Here is an 18,510-nt window from a genome sequence, read left to right as displayed (position 1 = left end):
TGCCGGCGGGTGACGCGGCCTCCGGCGGCGACGGTGCCGGTCCGACCGATCCTGATCTGCCAGGTTTCGGCTCCTTGGCCCCAGGTTAATGGGACCCTCTGACCGGAGGACCGTAGCTCGTGTGATCGCATGGAGGTGACCATGCGCGTCGGCCTAGTCTGCGCGCACGCCGGGCCGGCCCGGTGTGCCGACGGTCCTGTCGTCGGCACCCACCAGCACATCGCCCGGATCGCCGCCGAACTGGCAGCCCGGGGCCACCACGTCCGGGTCTACGAACGACGCGACGACCCCGACGCACCCCCGTCCGTGGACCGGGACGGCTACCGGCTGGAGCTGGTTCCGGTCGGGCCGCCCGCGCCCACCCCCACCGCCCGGCTGGTGCCGTACGTGGCCGAGTTCGGGCGGTGGCTGGCCGACCGGTGGACCGGCGACTGGCGCCCGGACGTGATCCACGGCCACTACTGGGTCGGCGGGCTGGCCGCCGCCCACGCGGCCCGGGGCACCGACGTGCCGGTGGTGCAGACCTTCCACTCCCTCGGCATCGAGCAGCTGCGTCACCTCGGCCGCGAGTACGCCGGCCCGGGAGAGCGGATCCCGCTGGAGCGGGCCCTGACCCGCGCGGTGGACATGGCCGTCGCACAGTGCAACGACGAGGTCGACGAGCTGACCCGGATGGGACTGCAACGGGCCTCGGTGGCGCTGGTGCCGACCGGGGTGGACACCGCGCAGTTCCACCCCGACGGGGAGGCCGCGCCCCGGGAGCAACGGGCCCGGATCCTCACCGTCGGCGGCCTGACCCCGTCCAGCGGCCACGACGACCTGATCCGGGCGATGCGCCTGGTCGGCGACGCGGAACTGGTGATCGCCGGGGGGCCACCGGCCGAGCAGCTCGGTGGGCACACGGAGGCCCGCCGGCTGCGCGAACTGGCCGAACGGGCCGGCGTCGCCGAGCAGGTACGCCTGGTCGGCGCGGTGCCGCACGACCAGATGGCCACCTGGTACCGGTCGGCTGACGTCGTCGCCTGCACCCCGCACTACGCCTCCGCCGGGCGCGTCCCGCTGGAGGCGATGGCGTGCGGCGTGCCGGTGGTCGGGTACGCCATGGGTGGCATCGCCGACGCGGTGGTGGACGAGGTCACCGGCAAGTTGGTGCCGCCCGGGGACGTCCGCACCCTGGGAGTGGCCCTGCGTCGTCTCCTCGCCGACCACGCCGGGCGGTTCGCCTACGGGCACGCGGCGGTGGACCGGGTGCGGTGCAGCTACACCTGGGAACGGACCGCCGGTGCGCTGGAACGGCTCTACGAGCGGGTGGTCGGCCGCCGCAAGCCGGTGGAGGCGTGAGCGGCGTTGACGTGAGAGGCGTCGACGTGGTTGGCGTGGTTGTGGTGTACGGGGTTGGCGTGCGCGGTGTGCCGGGGTGGTTGCAGGGGACCCCGGCTACCGCCTGGTGATGAGGAAGGGCCCCCTGCAACCACCACCCCGGCACCCGAGCCGCCCCCGGCACCCGAGCCGCCCCCGGCACCCACACCGGCGGCACCCGAGCCGCCCCCGGGCACCCGGGCCGCCGGGAGCACCCGACGGCTGTGACGGTCGACGGCGGGCCGGTGGTGCTGTGGCTCGGCGTACCGGGTCAGGCCGATCACCGCGACCAGGGTGCCCAGGAAGCCGACGGCGGCCAGCCACTCCCGACCGGGCCAGATCTTGTCGTTGAGCAGCAACAGCCCGACGATCGCGGCGGGCACCGCCCCGGCGGCGTCCATCGCGGCCACCGCCGCCGTCGTCGACCCGCGCTGCATGGCCAGACCGAGCAGGAGCTGCCCGACCACCGAGTGCGCGATCAGCAGGTAGAGCAGCGGGTCGCGGAGGAACGCCTCCCCCGAGTGCACCGACGCCAACGGCCGGGCGGCCACCGCGGCGGCGGAGAAGGCCAGCCCCGCCAGGGAACCCAGCGCCACCGAACCTGGTGCGCCGTGCAGGCGTACCGCGAAGAAGCCGAGCAGCGCGACGGCGGCCAGGGCGACCGTCAGGCCGATCAGCCCGGCCGTGCCGAGCTGCTTGGACGGCGCGGGGCGGGCGGCCAGCACCAGCGCGGTGATCCCGCCGAAGAGCAGACCGAGCAGCGCCACCTCCGCCCTCGGCAGCCGCCACTTCAACACCAGCACGCCGAGCACCGCGGTGACCCCCAGCCCGGCCGCCACGCTGGCCTGGACCAGGAACAGCGGCAGGTCCCGCCGGGCCAGGAAGGCCAGCACGAACCCGGCCACCTGACAGGTGAGTCCGACCAGGTAGGTGGGGTGGCAGGCCAGCCGCAGCAGCAGGCCCGGGTGGAAGGTGTGGTGCACGGTGGTGCGCGCCGCGGCGACGGACTGGAGGAGGTTGGCGATGCCGTACGCGACGATCATCGCCGCGAGAAAACACCAACCGGAGGTAGACACCCGGCGAGGATAGATGGTGCCCCGGCTCAGCGCTCGGCAGGCCGACCCAGCCGACCGAGGATCTCGGGGTGCAGGTGGCCGTTGGTCGCCACCGAGCTACCGGCGCCGGGAGCGGGGGCGCCGGCCAGGTCGGTGAGGGTGCCGCCCGCCTCGGTGACGATGGGCACCAGCGCGGCGATGTCCCACAGCGACAGCTCCGGCTCGACCATCACGTCCAGGGCGCCCTCGGCGAGCAGCATGTAGCCGTAGAAGTCGCCGTACGCCCGGCTGCGCCAGCTGTCCCGCATGATCTGGAGCATCGCCGCCAGTCGTCCGGTGACCTCCCAGCCGTCCAGCGAGGCGTAGCAGAAGCTCGCGTCGGCAAGGCTGCCCACACCGGAGACCCGGATCGGCTCGCCGTGTGCCGCGTCCGGACCGGCGTACGCGCCCGTGCCGGTCGCCGCCCACCATCGTCGGCCCAACGCCGGGGCGGAGACCAGCCCGAGCACCGGCCGGTCACCCTCCAGTAGCGCGATCAGGGTGGCCCAGATCGGCACCCCCCGGACGAAGTTCTTGGTGCCGTCGATCGGGTCCACCACCCAGCGCCGTCCCCCCGGGCCGGTGGCGGGCTGCTCGCCGTACTCCTCGCCGAGCAGGCCGTCGGCGGGCCGGTGCGTGGCGAGCAGCGCGCGCATCTCCCGCTCCACGGCGGTGTCCGCGTCGGAGACCGGGGTCAGGTCGGGCTTCGACTCCACCCGCAGGTCGAGCGCGCGGAAGCGGGCGGTCGACACGGCGTCGGCGGCGTCGGCGAGCCGGTGGGCGAGGGCGAGGTCGTCGGCGTACCCGGTCATGGGGGAGACGGTACCGACGCCCGCGTCACGCCGCGCCGTGCGGGTCGGCCTCCGTCCGCAGGTCGGTCTCCCCGGCCCGCGAGGCGAGCAACCGGCGGTACGACGCCAGCCGGCGCGGATCCGCCTTCCCGGCGGCCACCCAGGCGTCCAGCGCGCAGCCCTCCTGGTCGGCGGTGTGCTCGCAGTTGGCCGGGCAGTCGGCGGTCGCCTCCACCAGGTCGGGGAAGCCGTGCAGCAGGCTCTCCGCCGACACGTGCGCCAGCCCGAAGCTGCGCACCCCGGGAGTGTCCACGATCCAGCCCGGGTCGGTGTCGGTGTCGGGCACCGGGGGCAGGCGCAGCGCCACCGCGCTGGTCGAGGTGTGTCGGCCCCGGCCGATCGCGCTGACCGTGCCCACCGCCCGGTCGGCCGCCGGCACCAGCCGGTTGACCAGGGTCGACTTGCCCACGCCGGAGTGCCCGACCAGGACCGATATCCGCCCGGCGAGCAACGCGCGCAGCTCGGTCAGGTCGGAGTCCGGCCGGACCAGCACGTGCCGCAGGTCCAGCTCGGCGTAGTAGTCTTCGACGGCCTCCGGCCCGGCGAGGTCGGCCTTGGTCAGGCAGAGCAGCGGTTCGACGCCCGCGTCGTACGCCGCCACCAGGCAGCGGTCGATGAAGCCGGTGCGCGGCGGCGGGTCCGACAGCGAGCCGACGATCACCAGCTGGTCGGCGTTGGCCACCACGACCCGCTCCAACCGCCCCTCGGGGGTGGTCTCGTCGTCGTCGGCGGTGCGTCGCAGCACCGACCGGCGCTCGTCGATCCGGACGATCCGGGCCAGCGCGCCGTCCGCGCCGGAGGTGTCACCGACCAGCCCGACCCGGTCGCCGACCACCACCGACCGGCGGCCCAGCTCGCGGGCGCGCATCGCGGTGACGGTGGGCGTCTCCGGCTCGTCGTCGGGGAGGACGCAGGTGTACCGGCCCCGGTCGACGGCGACCACGAAGCCCTCGACGGCGTCGGCGTGCTGAGGGCGGGTGCGGGTACGCGGGCGCGAGGACCGGCCGGGCCGGACCCGGACGTCCTCCTCGTCGTACTCGCGTCGTCTGGTCGCCAGGACCGCCCCCTGTCCGTCAGTTCCCGCCGGTCACCATCCCCGACCATAGTGCCGGGAACTCCGGCATGGTCTTGGAGGTGCACGACACGTCGTCGAGTTCGACGCCCGGCACGGCCAGACCGGTCACCGCGGCGGCGTGCGCCATCCGGTGGTCGTGGTACGTGCGGAACACCCCGCCGCGCAGCGGCCGGGGACGGATCTCCAGCCCGTCGGGGGACTCGGTGACGTCCGCGCCGAGCCCGGTGAACTCCCGGGCCAGGGCGGCGATCCGGTCGGTCTCGTGGCCCCGGATGTGCCCGACGCCGGTGAACACCGACGGGGAGTCGGCGAGCATGGCGAGCGCGGTCAGCACCGGGGTCAGCTCGCTGACGTCGGCGAGGTCGGCGGTGATGCCGTGCACCGTGCCGGTGCCCCGGACGGTCAGCCCGGCCGTGGAGAGGCTCACCTGCCCGCCCATCTCGTGCAGCAGCGAGCGGAGCCGCTCGACCGGCTGGGCGCTGCTGCGCGGCCAGCCACGCAGGGTGACCTCACCCCCGGTGACCAGCGCGGCGGCGAAGAACGGAACCGCACCGGAGAGGTCCGGTTCGATCTCCCAGACCCGGCCGCTGAGCGGACCGGGCTCGACCGTCCAGACGTCCGGCGTGCCGTCGTCCACGGCCGCGCCCGCGGCCCGGAGCATCTGCACGGTCATCCGCAGGTGCGGCGCGGACGGGACCGGCGGACCCACGTGCCGGACCACCACGCCCCGGTCGAAGCGCGGGGCGGCGAGCAGTAGCCCGGAGACGAGCTGACTGGAGGCGGAGGCGTCGATCACCACCTCGCCGCCGGTCACCCGGCCGGTGCCGAGCACGGTCAGCGGCAGGCTCCCCGGGCCGGTGACGTCGATCCGGACGCCGAGCGAGCGCAGCGCCCCGACCAGCGGGCCGAGCGGGCGGGTCCGGGCCGCCGGGTCGCCGTCGAAGGTGACCCGGCCGTCGGTGAGTCCGGCCACCGGCGGGACGAAGCGCATCACCGTGCCGGCCAGGCCGACGTCCACGTGTGCCGGCCCGACCAGGCGGTGCGGCCGGACCAGCCACCGGTCGTCGTCGGCGATCGACATGTGCGCGCCCATCGCCCGCAGCGCGCCGGCCATCAGCTCGGTGTCCCGGGCGCGGAGCGCCCCCAGCAGGGTGGACGGCCCGCTGGCCAGGGCACCGAGCACCAGGGCCCGCGCGGTCAGCGACTTGGAGCCGGGCAGTCGGAGCGTCGCCGAGACCGGGTCGCTGGCGGTCGGCGCGGTCCACGGCTGCAACGGACGGGTCGCGGTCAGATTCCCCACGGTCACATTCTGCCGGGTTTCCGGTCCTGGTGGACCAGGCGGTCACGTCGCCTCCCGGTGGGCGGGACGACCGTCCGTCGTCCGCGGGACGGTGGGGGTCGGACCGGCGGGTTAGCGTGTCGGCATGTGCGGCAGGTACGCGACCACTCGCAGTTCCGGGACGCTGAGCCAGCTCTTCGAGGCGTACGACGACACCGACGGCCGACTGCGGCCGGACTGGAACGTCGCGCCGACGAAACCGGTACCGATGGTCCGGGTCGACGGCGAGGGGGCGCGGGCGGTGTCCCTGGCCCGATGGGGGCTGCTGCCGCCGTGGGCGACGTCCCCGTCGGCCGGGGCGCGCATGATCAACGCCCGCGTCGAGACGGTGGCGACCAGCCGGGCGTACGCCGCCCCGTTCGCCCGCCGGCGCTGTCTGGTGCCCGCCGACGGGTGGTACGAGTGGACCCGCACCGACGGTGGCAAGCAGCCGTACTACCTGACCCGGGCCGACGGCGGCGTCCTCGCCCTCGCCGGGATCTGGTCGGTGTGGCGGGGGCCGGACGGTCCCTGGCTCACCTGTAGCGTGCTCACCACCGCCGCCGTGGGCGTGCTGACCGGCGTGCACGACCGGATGCCCGTGCTCCTTCCGCCGCAGCGGTGGGGCCGCTGGCTCGCCCCCACCGCCGACCCGACCGCCCTGCTCGGCGCGGACGAGGAGTGGCTGGCCGGGCTGGAGATCCGTCCGGTCGGACCGGAGGTGGGCAACGTCCGCAACGGCGGGCCGGAGCTGACCGACCGGGTGCCCGGTGTGCCGGCGCCGCGTCCCCGTCCGCCCGTGGCGGAGGCGGCCGACGAAATGACGTTGTTCTGAACCGGGTCAGTGCATTGTCGGGTGCTGATTTGCCAGAGTTGCGGGCGAATCGTCGTGCGAATATTCGCCCAATTTTCGGCAGACCCTTGTCCCGGTGTGTCCAAGTGCGATAGAACACAGCGCCGGTAGTGGGTGTCGATCGTACGGTGCGATCGACCATCGCCGATTTAGCCGGTCCCACGGGGGAGGTGGGTTGATGACACGGGCGCGAATGCCCCGCCCGCACGAAGTGGCCGCCGCGCGCCGCGATCCGCGACTGTTGCGGGCCCTGCGCGAGCGACGCCAGGACGACGCGTGGCGCACCAAGGGAACCTGCCGCAGCGTGGACCCGGAGACGTTCTTTCCGGCGCCGAACGAACCGGCCGACGCGGCCGTCGCGCTCTGCCGCACATGTGAGGTGCAGGGGTCCTGCCTGGCCTGGGCCCTGGAGGCCGGGGACTACCACGGTGTGTGGGGTGGCACCACACCCCGTGAGCGGCGGGCGATGCTGGTCGCCTGGCGCAGTGAGGTCCAACCGGATCCGGACGCGGCCGACGAGGCCGGCCCGCCGGTCCGCGACCGCCTGCTCGCGCTGGTGCCGCTCTCCTGACGTCCGCCGGGCGGACGCTGGCCGTCGCGACTGCGGCGCAGAATGGGCCGGTGCGGCACCGCGTGGAGGTCGAGACGCCCCGGGGTCCGGCGTGGCTGGACGTCGATCCGCCGACCGGTCCGGCGGCGAGCCTGCTCGTGCTCGGGCACGGTGCCGGCGGCGGGGTGGACGCACCGGACCTGGTCGCGCTCCGGGACGCGGCGGTGGCGGCCGGGGTGCTCGTCGTCCGGGTCACCCAGCCCTACCGCGTCGCCGGCCGGCGCGCCCCGGCCCCCGCCGGTCACCTCGACGAGTCCTGGACGGCCGTGCTGGCCGACCTGCGCCACCGCCATCCCACCGTGCCGGCGCTGCTGGTCGGAGGACGGTCCAGCGGCGCGCGGGTGGCCTGTCGGACGGCCCGCGCGGCCGGCGCGGTGGGCGTGGTCGCCCTGGCGTTCCCGCTGCACCCGCCGGGCCGGCCAGAGCGTTCGCGGGCGGCGGAACTCGACACCGGGCTGCCGACGTTGGTCGTCAACGGCGAACTGGACCCGTTCGGGGTGCCGGAGGCCGGAGCGGCGGTACGGGTGGTGGTCCGACCGGGGGAGCGCCACGACCTGCGCCGCGATCCGGCGGGAACCGCCGATGCGGTCATCGACTGGTTGCGCGCCCGGGGCTGGGCCCGTCGTCCCGGGGGCGACCGCGCCGTCCGGCCGTGACCTCGCCGGCCGCGCCGCCGCGTCGTGCCGTGCGACGACGGCCACGCGTCCGGCCGTGACCCCCGGCGACGACGGTTCGTTGCATCGATTGGTGCCGGCCCCCGCGGCGGGCACCGCCCTCCCAGGCCCTTCCTGGTCCCAGCGTCCACCCCCCGGTGCCGCTGGGGCCGGGAACGGGGGCGGAATGCGTCGCCGGTGGGGCGGTGTTGCACCCGCTGGACGGGTTGCGAACGACCGAGGGGGGTGACCGGTGCCGACCGGGACACAGAGCCGGGAACGGGACGAGCGGGACGCGCGTCGGCTGCGCCGGCTGCTGGACGGGCCACCGTGGCCCGCAGTGGCGGCGCCGGTCGGGCACGGGGTGAGCACGAGCACACCGGCGGAAAGTGAATCTACGAACAGGTCCGTGCGCGTATTCTCGGCGGGAAGGCATCCGACGCGAGGGGATGTGCGGTTGACCACCGAAAAGACGGACGAGCGCCGGGCGCGCTTCGAGCGCGACGCGCTGCCCTTCGTCGACCAGCTCTACGCGGCCGCGCTGCGGATGACCCGCAACCCGGCCGACGCGGAGGACCTGCTCCAGGAGACCTTCCTGAAGGCGTACGCCGCCTTCCACCAGTTCGAGCAGGGGACGAACCTCAAGGCCTGGCTCTACCGGATCCTGACCAACACCTACATCAACTCCTACCGGAAGCGGCAGCGGCAGCCGATCCAGGCGCCGACCGAGGAGATCACCGACTGGCAGCTCGCCGAGGCCGAGTCGCACACCTCCAGCGGTCTGCGCTCCGCCGAGACCGAGGCGCTGGACCGGCTCCCGGACAGCGACGTCAAGGAGGCGCTGCAACAGCTTCCCGAGGAGTTCCGGCTGGCCGTCTACCTCACCGACGTCGAGGGCTTCCCCTACAAGGAGGTCGCCGACATCATGGGTACGCCCATCGGTACGGTGATGTCCCGACTGCACCGGGGTCGACGTAATCTGCGGAAGCTGCTGGAGCGCTACGCGGCCGAGCGCGGATTCTCCGCGGCCCGCTCCTCCGGTGGGTCGACCACCGCCGCCGGCCGGGAGGTGTGACGTGAGCTGTGGGGAGCCCCACGAGACGGACTGCCGCGAGGTGCTCGCGGAGGTCTACCTCTACCTGGATCTGGAGTGCGCGGAGGCCCGTCGCCAGTTGATCCGCGACCACCTGGACGAGTGCAGTCCCTGCCTGCGCGAGTACGGCATCGAGCAGGAGGTCAAGGCGCTGGTGGCCCGCTGCTGCGGCAACGAGACCGCGCCGGCGGACCTGCGCGAGCGGCTCCGGGTCAAGCTCAGCGAACTGGTCGTCTTCGAGACGTCCGAGTCCCGCGAACTGGCCGACTGACCGCACCCCTGGGCGCGACCGGTCGCGGGTCGGCGCTCCGCTGGCGGCGCGTGCCGTGGGAACGAACGGACGTACACGACGGTGGCCCGGGTCGGAAATCCGACCCGGGCCACCGTCGTCCTGACGCGGCCGGCGCCCGGCCAGCCTCGCTGATCAGGAGTTGGGGCGCTTGCCGTGGTTGGCGGCGCTCTTCTTACGGGCCCTCTTCCTACGAGCCTTCTTCGCCATGGTGACCTCCTCGTGACGAGTCCTGGTCGGCCGCTGCGCGACCGGGGAGCCGGTCGCACCGGTCTCTCGACGCCTGCGGTCCGACCCGCTGATGCTAGTGCCGCCGGCCCTCGTCGCACCGGCTGGGGCGGTATCCGGCGGAACATGTCGCCGCGCGGGGGACCGGTACGTGATTGGATACCGTTCGCAAGCAACCCGTGGAGAGGGAGGGCCGTCCGATGGCCGAGGAGATCCGTGCCGAGATGGTGGCCAACGTCTGGAAGGTCGTCGCGTCGGCCGGCGACACCGTGTCCGAGGGCGACACGTTGGTGATCCTGGAGTCGATGAAGATGGAGATCCCGGTCGTTGCCGAGTGCGACGGTGTGGTCAAGCAACTCGCGGTGAACGAGGGTGACGTCGTCCAGGACGGCGACCTGATCGCGGTGATCGACTGACGTTGACTCCCGTCGATGGGAATGTCAGGCTCGACGCGTCCACCGAACAGAGAACGGAGCTGTCATGCGCATGTTCCGCAAGGCTCTCGCGGTCACCGCCGTCGCCGGGGCGTTCACGGTGTCGCTGCTGGCCGGTGCCGCCCCGGCGTCCGCCGAGGGCACGAACGCATCGGGCTGGTACACCGGTTACGGGTCGAGCTCCATCGACTGGGTGGCCCTGCAGTGGGCCGAGAACGACGCCAGGTGGAGGGCGGATCTGGCGGGTTTCAACACGTACACGGACTGCCACGTCTCCTCCCGCCACGTCACGAAACTCGGGGAGTTCTCCTACAGCGCGACCGTCGAGCTCTACTGCTACAACTTCAGCTGACGGCTCCCGTTCTCCGGGCCAGCCACGCGCGGCGCGCTCCTCGGGGTACCGGGGGCGCGCCGTCGTACGTGTGGTTGTGCCCGGTGTCACCCGGTCCACCGGGGCAATCCTCGGCGGCCCCTGGCCTCCGGCGCGTAGGCTGACCGACCGGTCGGTACGACGGTCGGTCACGCACCCGGGGGAGCCCATGAGCCAGACCAGCAAGCCTGTCGCCGGGCCGCCGAACCTCCGGTTCGTCCTCGTGGCCCTGATGATCGCCATGATGCTGGCGATGCTCGACAACATGATCGTCAGTACCGCGCTGCCGCGCATCGTCGGCGAGTTCGGCGGACTCGACCACTTCACCTGGGTGGTGACCGCGTACGTCCTCGGCACCACGGTGTCCACGCCGATCTGGGGAAAGCTGGGCGACCTGTACGGCCGCAAGGCCGTCTTCCTCAGCTCGGTCGGCATCTTCCTGTTCGGCTCGGCCCTCTGCGGCATGGCCGGCTCGACGCTGCTGGGCGGAACGGACGGCGGGATGACCCAGCTCATCGCCTTCCGCGCGGTGCAGGGCCTGGGGGCCGGTGGCCTGATGGTCGGCGTCATGGCGATCATCGGTGACCTCGTCCCGCCCCGGGATCGGGGCCGCTACCAGGGCCTCTTCGCCGGCATCATGGCGATCGCCATGGTCGCCGGTCCGCTCGTCGGCGGCTTCATCACCGACCACCTCTCCTGGCGGTGGGCCTTCTACGTCAACCTTCCGCTCGGCGGCGTGGCCTTGGTGCTGCTGATGGTCACCCTGCGACTGCCCCGGTACCGCACCGAGCACCGGATCGACTGGCTGGGCGCGGCGCTGCTGTCGGCCGGCATCACCGCGCTGGTGCTGATCACCACGTGGGGCGGCAACGAGTACGACTGGCTCTCCCCGCAGATCCTCGGGCTGGCCGCTGTCGCGCTGCTCACTCTCGGCGCCTTCACCGTGGTCGAGCGGCGGGTCTCCGAGCCGATCCTGCCGCTGGGCCTGTTCGTGAACCGGAACTTCGCGCTGGTCTCGGTGGTGGGATTCCTCCTGGGCTTCGCGATGTTCGGGGCGATGAACTTCCTGCCGCTGTACCAGCAGACCGTGCAGGGTGCCTCGGCCACCGAGAGCGGACTGCTCCTGCTGCCCCTGATGTTCGGCATGCTGGTGGTGTCGCTGGTCGTCGGCCGCGCCATCACCCGCACCGGCCGGTACCGGATCTTCCCGGTCGTCGGCGGTGTGGTGATGACCGTGGGCTTGGCCCTCTTCACCCTGCTGGACGCCGACACCAGCCGGGCCGAGGCCGGTGCCTACATGGTCGTGTTCGGGGCCGGCATGGGTTTCCTCATGCAGACCACCATGCTGATCGCGCAGAACAGCGTCGAGCAGCGGGACCTCGGCGCGGCCAGTGGCGCGGCCACCTTCTTCCGTTCCATCGGCGGATCCTTCGGCATCTCCCTCTTCGGCGCGGTCTTCGCCAACCGTCTCGCCGACTCCCCGGCCGGGCCGGCGGTCAGCGGTGCCGCCGACGGGCAGGGGGTGGACCCGGCCGCCCTGAACGCGCTCCCCGAGCAGCTACGGGCGGCCGTGCTCGGTGGCCTGGCCGACTCCATCGCGCACGTCTTCGTCTGGGCGGTGGTCTTCGCCGTGGCGATTCCCGTGGTCGCCTGGTTCATCCGGGAGATCCCGCTCCGCTCCGGCCCCGAGATCGCACTCGGCGACGGTGCCGGAACCGTGTCCCCCGACGGCGACGGCGACGGTGCCGGAACCGTGTCCCCCGACGGCGACGGCGACGGCGACGGTGCCGGGACCGTGTCCCCCGACGGTGCCGGGACCGGGCAGTCGGCGGGATCCGGGACCGGGCAGTCAGCGCCGGCGGAAGCGGCCCGCTAACCGGCGCCAGAGCCGGCGCAGCGGGTTCCCGGCCGGCGGCTCGCCGACCACCCGGGCGGCCAGCAGGGTGCTCGCCTCGTCCAGGTCGGGTGTGACGAGTGCCAGATGGGCCAGGGAGCCGAGGATCGGCACCGGACGCTCCCGGCCCACCGCGATCGCGTCGGCGAGTCGCGTGGCCATCATCTGGGCCACGTCGGGGCGGACCGTCGGATCCACCCAGGCGGCGGTGACCAGCGCGAAGAGGGCGGCCTCGGTGGTCCAGTCCTCCACGCCCCAGACCAGGTCGAGCAGTATCCGGCGACGGGTCGAGCCGGCCCACGGCTCGTCGGTGCGGTGGTGCAGCAGCCCCAGGCAGGCCCAGACCTGCACGCACCGTACCCAGAGCGACGGGTCCTGACCGAGCACCATGCCGAGCGCGGTGGCCGGGGCGGCCGGTGGATGCGCCAGCAGGGCGATCAGATCAGCACCGTCCAACGTGGCCAGTCCGACCGCCGCGTCGTACGCCGCCGGTGGGTGCGGCCAGGCCGGGTGGGCGAGCTGCCGGATCCGCTCCACCGCCTCGGCTGACGGGGTCGGCACCAGCGGTACGACGCCGTCGCCGGTGTACCGCCACAGTGGCCGGACGCCGGCCCGCCGGGGCGTGCGGGGATCCGGTCCGGTCACCTCGGCGGCGGCCACCCGCAGGCCGGGACGGCTCGTGGCCAGGATCCGCAACGCGCTCGGCGGTGGCGGGGCGGGCAACCGCAGGGGCGGCCCGCCGCTGACCCGTTCGGTGGCGGTGAGCTGGCGCAACGCCTCCACCGCCGGCCCGCCGGCCGGGGTGAGCTGGCCGAGCCACGGTCGCCCCCGGCAGCACTCGGCGAGGTCGCCGTGCTCGTGGGAGTCGTCGGGGTGGTCCCGGATGAAGTCGGCGAGTGCCACCAGGTGGCCGACCCGCCCGTCCCGCTGGTGCCGTAGCCGGTGGGCGGTGTGCACCGCGCAGTCGAAGGTCGGATCGCGGGCCAACGCCCGGTCGACCCAGGTCAGGGCCTCGTCCAGGCGACCGTTGTCGGCCAGGGTGCCGGCGATGTCGGCGTAGACCGCGAGGTCGTCGGGGTCGTGTTCGACGGCGCGGCCGAGCGCGGCGAGCGCCTCCCGGGTACGGCCGGCGCTGCGGTACGCGTACCCGAGCCACACCTCGCCGAGTTTGGACGGCTGCGCGCGGACGCCCCGGGCGGCCCAGCGGATCGCCAGCTCGGCCTCGCCGACCCGCCGGGCCAGCGCGGACGCCGCCCCCAGCAGCAGGCCGTGCTCGGCGTGCGCGGTGACCGCGTGCCGGGCAAGGGTGAGGTACGGCCGCAGCGGCGCGCGGGCGGCCCTCGGCACCGGGTCGGGTACAGCCGCGCAGACCTGCATGAGGATCCGGGCGCCCCGTTCCGGGTCGAGCCGTTCGGCCAGCTCGGGCGCGGTGACCCAGGGCACCCCGGCCCAGTCTGCCTGCGGGGCGTGCCCGGTCGCGGCGGCGAGCAGTTCCAGCCCCTCACCGGGGCGGCCGGCGGCGGCGAGCAGGTGCGCGCGGGCGACCACCGCTCCGACGAAGACGTGCTGCTCGATGGGGAAGAGGTCGATGCCGCCGCCGCTGACCGCGGCGATCCGGGCCAGCGTCTCGTGCACTTCGGGCATGGTCGGGGCGTACGCGATCGCGCCCGCGACGTGGCCGGCGGCATGCCGCAGATCGCCCTGGTCGAGTGCGAGACGGGCCAGGGCGAGCTCGCCCTCGGCGGAAAGGCGGGGGTCGTCCTCTCCCTCGGACACGGTGCCCTTTCACTCGGCGTGGTTCTCGGGTGCGGTCAGCGTAGGGGATGACGGGCTTTCGGTGACCCCCTTGCGCGTTCATGCTCGTTGCGTTGCCTGGACGTGGCAAAAGATGCAAGACTGAGCACGAAGCGCGCGGTAACGCGCAGGAGGGGGAGGTTACCGGTGACGGGTCCAGGGGCTGGCATGACCACCGACATCGGAGAGCAGCCGGCGGGGTTCGCCCGGCTGCTCTCCGCCGAACACGCCGGACCGATCGCCCGGGTGGCCGAGGTGATCGCCCGGCGGCGGCCACGGCACGTGGTCTTCACCGCCCGCGGCACCTCCGACCACGCCGCCCTCTACGGTGCGTACCTCACCGAGATCCGCCTCGGCATCCCCGCCGGGCTCGCCTCGCCGAGCACGATCACCGTTTTCGGCGCCCGGCCGGACCTCTCCGACGCCCTCGTGGTCGGGGTCAGCCAGAGCGGCGGCTCGCCGGACCTGGTGGAGGTGATCCGGGTGGCCCGTGCCAGCGGTGCGCTCACCCTCGCCGTCACCAACGCTCCGCAGTCGCCGCTGGCCCGGGCCGCCGAGTTGAGTGTCGACATCGCCGCCGGGCACGAGCGGGCCGTCGCCGCCACCAAGACGTACACCGCCGAACTGCTGGCCCTGCTGCTGCTGGTCGAGGGCATCCGCAACGGCGACGGCAGCCTGCCGGCCGTCGAGCGCGCCGCGCTCGACGCCCTTCCGGACCTCGCCGCGCGCACTCTCGCCGACCCCACGCCGACCCAGCTCGCCGCCCGTTACCGGTTCGCCGCGCGCCTGGTCACCACCGGTCGCGGGTACGCCTACCCGACGGCGCGGGAGGCGGCGCTGAAGCTGATGGAGACGTCCTACCTGCCGGCGCTCGCCTTCTCCGGGGCGGACCTGCTGCACGGCCCGCTCGCGATGACCGACCCGGACGTGCCGGTGCTGGCCGTGGTCGGCTCCGGTCTCGGCGGGCGCTCGATGCGCGAGGTGCTGCCCCGGCTCGGCGAACGCCGTGCCGACGTGGTCGTGGTCGGCTCCGCGGACGTCGAGGGAGCCACCCGGATGGCCGTCCCCGACGTCGACGAGCGGTACGCGCCACTGCTCGACATCCTGCCGTTGCAGCGGCTGGCGCTCAGCCTGGCGCTCGCCCGGGGCGAGGACCCGGACGCCCCGCGCGGATTGAAGAAGGTCACCTCGACCATGTGACCGTGCCGCCCGTGCGGTGGCCGACCGGGCGGGGTGAGATCCGGCGTGGCAGGCTGTCCAGGTGTCCACGCTGCGCGAACTCGCCGAGGAGCACACCCAGCTCCGTCCGGCCGACGTCGACCACCTGCACCGGATCGCCGGCGACTGGCAGCTCCTGTCCGACCTGTCCTTCGCCGACCTGCTGCTCTGGGTGCCCGTGGACGGCGACGAGAGCTTCCTCTGCGTCGCCCAGGTCCGCCCGACGACCGCCCCGACCGCATACCTGGACGACCAGGTGGGACGGATCGTCGGCGGGCCGGAGGTGGCCCACCTGGCCATCGCGTACAGCCAGGGCCGGATTTGGCGGGAGGGCGACCCGGTCTGGTACGGCGACGTCCCGGCCCGGCACGAGGCCATCCCGGTGCGGCTCCGCACCGCCGACGGCGAGGCCGGTGAGGTGATCGCCGTGGTGGGGCGGGACACCAACCTCTCCACCGCCCGCACGCCCAGCCAGCTGGAACTGAACTACCTGACCACCGCCGACGACCTGGCCCAGATGCTCGCCGACGGCACCTTCCCGCCGCCCCGCCATCCGGGCGAGACCACCTCCGCGCCCCGGGTCGGCGACGGGCTGGTCCGGCTCGACGCCAGCGGGAAGGTCACCTACGCCAGCCCGAACGCCCAGTCGGCGTACCGGCGGCTCGGGTTCGCCTCCCACCTGGTCGGTGAGGACCTGGCGGTGCTGCACCGCCGGCTCGCCACCGACCCGCTGGAGGGCACCGACGCGGCCAACGGCATCCTCGCCGCGCTCCGGGGCGAGGCCCCGCCCCGCCGCGAGATCGACGCCCGGGGGGCGACCATGCTCACCCGGGCGCTGCCGCTGATGCCGGCCGGCGTGCCGATCGGCGCGCTGGTGCTGGTCCGGGACATCACCGAGGTCCGTCGCCGCGACCGGGCGCTGATCACCAAGGACGCCACCATCCGGGAGATCCACCACCGGGTGAAGAACAACCTCCAGACCGTGGCGGCGCTGCTGCGGCTCCAGGCCCGCCGGGTCGGTATCCCCGCCGCCCGGGCCGCGCTGGAGGAATCGGTACGCCGGGTCGCCTCGATCGCGCTGGTCCACGAGACCCTCTCCATGTCCAGCGACGAGGCGGTCGAGTTCGACGGGATCGTCGACCGGGTGGCCCGCGCGGCGGCCGAGGTCGCCGCCACCGACACCCCGGTGCGGATGCGCCGGGAGGGCAGTTTCGGCGTCCTGCCCGCCGAGATCGCCACCTCGCTGGTGATGGTCCTCAACGAACTGTTGCTCAACGCCGTGGAGCACGGCTTTCCGCCCAGCGACTCCGCCCCCGAGCCGGGCACCGTGTCCGCCGGGGCGGAGGTGGTGGTCTCCGCGCACCGCTTCCGCAAGCAACTGCACGTCACCGTCGACGACAACGGTCGGGGGCTGCCCGTCGACTTCGACGCCGAACGCGGCGGCAACCTGGGCCTCCAGATCGTCCGGGCCCTGGCCACCGGGGAGTTGCGCGGCAGCATCGAGCTGCGTAACCGCGTCGGTGGCGGCACCGAGGCGGTGCTGGTCGTTCCGCTCGCCGCGCCCCGCCCCCGCTGAGCTGGTTGCGGGCTGAGGTGGATGCAGGGGACCCTTCCTACCGCTTTTTGAGTAGCAGGGGTCCCCTGCATCCACCTCAGCCCGGCCGGGTGAGCAGAGCGACGGTGATGCCCGGCGCCGTCGCGCGGCTGGTGGTGGCGAAGCCGTCGAGCGCCTCCCGCTTCGCCGCCGGCAGCGCGGCCACCGGATCGGCCCGGTGGCCGGCCACCACCAGCCACACCCGGTCCACCCCGGCCAGGCAGCGGGCCGGTCGCGCGCACTCGGCGGCACGCAGGTCACCGGCCCGGCGCGGGTCGCGTACCGCCAGCACGTCGCGGGGACGCTCGTCGCCCAGGTGGTACGCCAGGCCGAGGTCGAGGAAGAGGAAGCCGTCGCGGGAGCCGTAGACGACCCCGTCGCCGGGGCGCTGCCCGGCGGCGACGATCCGGGCCGCCGCCCGGTAGTCGACCTGGGCGGAGCGGGGCCAGTCGTGGGTACGCCGCAGGTCGAGCTGGGCGGGTGCGCCGAGGACGGCGGTCAGGCCGACCACCGCCAGGGCGGGCCCCAGGCGCACCGAGGCGAGCAGCGCTCCGGCGGGCAGGCAGAGGAACGGCGTGGTGAAGACGAGGTAGCGCGGCACCCAGACGGCGGTCACCAGCCCGGCGGCGAAGAGCAGTGCGGCCGGGACGGCCACCGCCGCCAGCATGAGCCAGCCCCACCGCCGGTCGGCCATCGCCCGTCCCACCGTCCCATCGTCGGCCGCCGGCCGGGGGGCGTCGGTGTCGGCCGGGGCGCCCCCGAGCGCTCGGAGGGCGTCGGCCCCGGACGGAGCGTCGCCGGCCGGCCGGGCGGCGCCGACCACGGCCAGTCCGACCAGCATGCCACCCACCACGGCGCTGGCGGTGAGCGAGCCGGGCAGTCCGGCCAGGTCGCCGAGGCGGGCCGGATCCACCCAGCTCAACTGGCGGGACTGCTGCCGCCGGGCGAGCAGCACCAGCGGGATCGCCACGGCGGTCGCCGGCACCACGGCGAGCAGCCAGCGGCGGACCGTGCCCCGCACCGCCAGGGCGTGCGCCGCGAGCAGGGTCAGCGCGACCAGGTGCGCCAGGCCGAGGGCGGCCACCACCCCGGCGTACGCGACCCACCGGCCCCGGCCCGGCCGCTGCGTCGCCGCCACCAGCAGCACCGTCGCGGCCACCGCGAGCAGGGTGGCCAGCGCGTACGGCCGGGCCTCCTGCCCGTACCGGGAGGTGCTTGGCAGCACCGCGAAGAGCAGCCCGCCCCACCGGCCGGCCCGGACGCCGAACAGGCGCTCCCCGAGGACGGCGGTGAGGGCGGCCGCCCCGCCCATGGCCAGCACGGACGGGACCCGCAGCGCTGTCACCGAGTCGCCGAGAAGCGCCACCTGGCCATGCGCGAGCAGGTAGTACGGGGCGAGGGTGGCGTCGACGCTGGCCGCCATCCGGGCCAGGTCGGGCAGCGGACGGGTGGCGGCGCTCCAGGTGGCCAGCTCGTCCCGCCAGGGTTGGGCCCGGCCGAGTCCGGCGGAGGCGATGGCGAGGGTCAGCAGAGTCGGCCAGAGCCAGACCGGGCGGCCGGCGCGTCGGACCCGGTCCCGCCAGCCGCCTGGTACGTCGGATCCGCCGACCACCCCCGAAGCGTCGCACGCGTCGGTAGCCGCCGACGGGGTGATCGGGACAGGTCGATCGGTTCGGCCCGGTTCGCAGGCGCGTGTTCCGAGGTCGCCCGTGATGTGGGATGGCGCACCGGGACCTTGGCCGGGTTCTCGCGGGTGTGGCAGCATGGGCGACATGACCGCCGC

16 protein-coding genes and 2 pseudogenes are annotated in these 18,510 nt (G+C 74.2%); 11 read left to right on the top strand and 7 right to left on the bottom strand.

The window, feature by feature from the left end; all coding sequences use genetic code 11:
• Window positions 1-141 precede the first annotated feature (141 nt).
• Complete coding sequence (locus GA0074694_RS01400; RefSeq protein WP_091458481.1) at window positions 142-1,341, top strand: glycosyltransferase; 1,200 nt, start codon at window positions 142-144, stop codon at window positions 1,339-1,341.
• Between the two features lie 262 nt (window positions 1,342-1,603).
• On the opposite strand, the pseudogene GA0074694_RS01395 reads toward GA0074694_RS01400, so the two are convergent.
• The 4 genes and pseudogenes from GA0074694_RS01395 to aroA form a co-directional block, all read right to left on the bottom strand.
• Window positions 1,604-2,402, bottom strand: a pseudogene (locus GA0074694_RS01395) (hypothetical protein); the annotation flags it as partial.
• Between the two features lie 59 nt (window positions 2,403-2,461).
• Entirely contained in the window at window positions 2,462-3,265 is an 804-nt protein-coding gene (gene hisN, locus GA0074694_RS01390) for a histidinol-phosphatase (RefSeq protein ID WP_091451202.1), read from the bottom strand.
• Between the two features lie 25 nt (window positions 3,266-3,290).
• Complete coding sequence (gene rsgA, locus GA0074694_RS01385; protein WP_091451199.1) at window positions 3,291-4,361, bottom strand: ribosome small subunit-dependent GTPase A; 1,071 nt, start codon at window positions 4,359-4,361, stop codon at window positions 3,291-3,293.
• Window positions 4,362-4,377: 16 nt separating this feature from the next.
• Window positions 4,378-5,679 carry a 3-phosphoshikimate 1-carboxyvinyltransferase gene (gene aroA / locus GA0074694_RS01380; protein WP_091458479.1) on the bottom strand — a complete coding sequence of 434 codons (1,302 nt, stop codon included), beginning with the start codon at window positions 5,677-5,679 and terminating at the stop codon, window positions 4,378-4,380.
• Between the two features lie 124 nt (window positions 5,680-5,803).
• On the opposite strand from aroA, the gene GA0074694_RS01375 reads away from it, so the two are divergent.
• From GA0074694_RS01375 to rsrA, 5 genes are all read left to right on the top strand, one after another.
• Window positions 5,804-6,532, top strand: coding sequence for an SOS response-associated peptidase (locus tag GA0074694_RS01375; RefSeq protein ID WP_091451196.1), 729 nt, complete (start codon window positions 5,804-5,806; stop codon window positions 6,530-6,532).
• A gap of 196 nt (window positions 6,533-6,728) precedes the next feature.
• Window positions 6,729-7,121, top strand: a complete 393-nt coding sequence (locus GA0074694_RS01370) for a WhiB family transcriptional regulator (protein WP_091451194.1) — start codon at window positions 6,729-6,731, stop codon at window positions 7,119-7,121.
• Between the two features lie 50 nt (window positions 7,122-7,171).
• Window positions 7,172-7,816, top strand: a complete 645-nt coding sequence (locus GA0074694_RS01365; RefSeq protein WP_091451191.1) for an alpha/beta hydrolase family protein — start codon at window positions 7,172-7,174, stop codon at window positions 7,814-7,816.
• Between the two features lie 250 nt (window positions 7,817-8,066).
• Window positions 8,067-8,888, top strand: coding sequence for a sigma-70 family RNA polymerase sigma factor (locus GA0074694_RS01360; RefSeq protein WP_091451188.1), 822 nt, complete (start codon window positions 8,067-8,069; stop codon window positions 8,886-8,888).
• A 1-nt stretch (window position 8,889) separates the two neighbouring features.
• Complete coding sequence (gene rsrA / locus GA0074694_RS01355) at window positions 8,890-9,177, top strand: mycothiol system anti-sigma-R factor (RefSeq protein ID WP_091451185.1); 288 nt, start codon at window positions 8,890-8,892, stop codon at window positions 9,175-9,177.
• Between the two features lie 153 nt (window positions 9,178-9,330).
• Here the strand turns inward: rsrA and GA0074694_RS34065 are convergent, their stop codons facing one another.
• Window positions 9,331-9,405, bottom strand: coding sequence for a 50S ribosomal protein bL37 (locus GA0074694_RS34065; protein WP_373684233.1), 75 nt, complete (start codon window positions 9,403-9,405; stop codon window positions 9,331-9,333).
• A 218-nt stretch (window positions 9,406-9,623) separates the two neighbouring features.
• Between GA0074694_RS34065 and GA0074694_RS01350 the strand changes: the two genes are divergently transcribed.
• The 3 genes and pseudogenes from GA0074694_RS01350 to GA0074694_RS01340 form a co-directional block, all read left to right on the top strand.
• Window positions 9,624-9,839: a biotin/lipoyl-binding carrier protein gene (locus tag GA0074694_RS01350; RefSeq protein ID WP_088982253.1), complete on the top strand. Its 216-nt coding sequence runs from the start codon at window positions 9,624-9,626 to the stop codon at window positions 9,837-9,839.
• A 64-nt stretch (window positions 9,840-9,903) separates the two neighbouring features.
• On the top strand, window positions 9,904-10,209 hold the full coding sequence (locus GA0074694_RS01345) for a hypothetical protein (protein ID WP_091451182.1): 306 nt from the start codon (window positions 9,904-9,906) through the stop codon (window positions 10,207-10,209).
• A gap of 187 nt (window positions 10,210-10,396) precedes the next feature.
• Window positions 10,397-11,908 (top strand): annotated as a pseudogene (locus GA0074694_RS01340) (MDR family MFS transporter); the annotation flags it as partial.
• A gap of 168 nt (window positions 11,909-12,076) precedes the next feature.
• Here GA0074694_RS01340 and GA0074694_RS01335 read toward each other — a convergent pair.
• Entirely contained in the window at window positions 12,077-13,897 is a 1,821-nt protein-coding gene (locus tag GA0074694_RS01335) for a tetratricopeptide repeat protein (protein WP_245714501.1), read from the bottom strand.
• A gap of 186 nt (window positions 13,898-14,083) precedes the next feature.
• Here GA0074694_RS01335 and GA0074694_RS01330 point away from each other — a divergent pair, with 186 nt between their 5' ends.
• Both GA0074694_RS01330 and GA0074694_RS01325 read left to right on the top strand, forming a co-directional pair.
• Window positions 14,084-15,115 carry an SIS domain-containing protein gene (locus tag GA0074694_RS01330; RefSeq protein ID WP_091451176.1) on the top strand — a complete coding sequence of 344 codons (1,032 nt, stop codon included), beginning with the start codon at window positions 14,084-14,086 and terminating at the stop codon, window positions 15,113-15,115.
• A 61-nt stretch (window positions 15,116-15,176) separates the two neighbouring features.
• Window positions 15,177-16,709, top strand: a complete 1,533-nt coding sequence (locus GA0074694_RS01325) for a PAS domain-containing sensor histidine kinase (protein ID WP_091451173.1) — start codon at window positions 15,177-15,179, stop codon at window positions 16,707-16,709.
• Window positions 16,710-16,785: 76 nt separating this feature from the next.
• On the opposite strand, the gene GA0074694_RS01320 is transcribed toward GA0074694_RS01325, so the two are convergent.
• The gene (locus GA0074694_RS01320) at window positions 16,786-18,339 is read right to left on the bottom strand and encodes a glycosyltransferase family 39 protein (RefSeq protein ID WP_245714500.1); all 1,554 of its coding nucleotides are present in this window, start codon (window positions 18,337-18,339) and stop codon (window positions 16,786-16,788) included.
• Window positions 18,340-18,510 lie beyond the last annotated feature (171 nt).

Source organism: Micromonospora inyonensis (assembly GCF_900091415.1).
Taxonomy (GTDB): Bacteria; Actinomycetota; Actinomycetes; order Mycobacteriales; family Micromonosporaceae; genus Micromonospora; species Micromonospora inyonensis.
The sequence above is the reverse complement of the archived record's forward strand: the minus strand, read 5'-3'. Positions and strand labels throughout refer to the sequence as shown.

What these genes read in the sequence shown, in the direction of transcription:
- GA0074694_RS01400 (WP_091458481.1), top strand. Translation starts at nt 142, where the DNA reads ATGCGCGTCGGCCTAGTCTGCGCGCACGCCGGGCCGGCCCGGTGTGCC.
- hisN (WP_091451202.1), bottom strand. Translation starts at nt 3,265, where the DNA reads ATGACCGGGTACGCCGACGACCTCGCCCTCGCCCACCGGCTCGCCGAC.
- GA0074694_RS01375 (WP_091451196.1), top strand. Translation starts at nt 5,804, where the DNA reads ATGTGCGGCAGGTACGCGACCACTCGCAGTTCCGGGACGCTGAGCCAG.
- GA0074694_RS01370 (WP_091451194.1), top strand. Translation starts at nt 6,729, where the DNA reads ATGACACGGGCGCGAATGCCCCGCCCGCACGAAGTGGCCGCCGCGCGC.
- GA0074694_RS01350 (WP_088982253.1), top strand. Translation starts at nt 9,624, where the DNA reads ATGGCCGAGGAGATCCGTGCCGAGATGGTGGCCAACGTCTGGAAGGTC.
- GA0074694_RS01345 (WP_091451182.1), top strand. Translation starts at nt 9,904, where the DNA reads ATGCGCATGTTCCGCAAGGCTCTCGCGGTCACCGCCGTCGCCGGGGCG.
- GA0074694_RS01330 (WP_091451176.1), top strand. Translation starts at nt 14,084, where the DNA reads ATGACCACCGACATCGGAGAGCAGCCGGCGGGGTTCGCCCGGCTGCTC.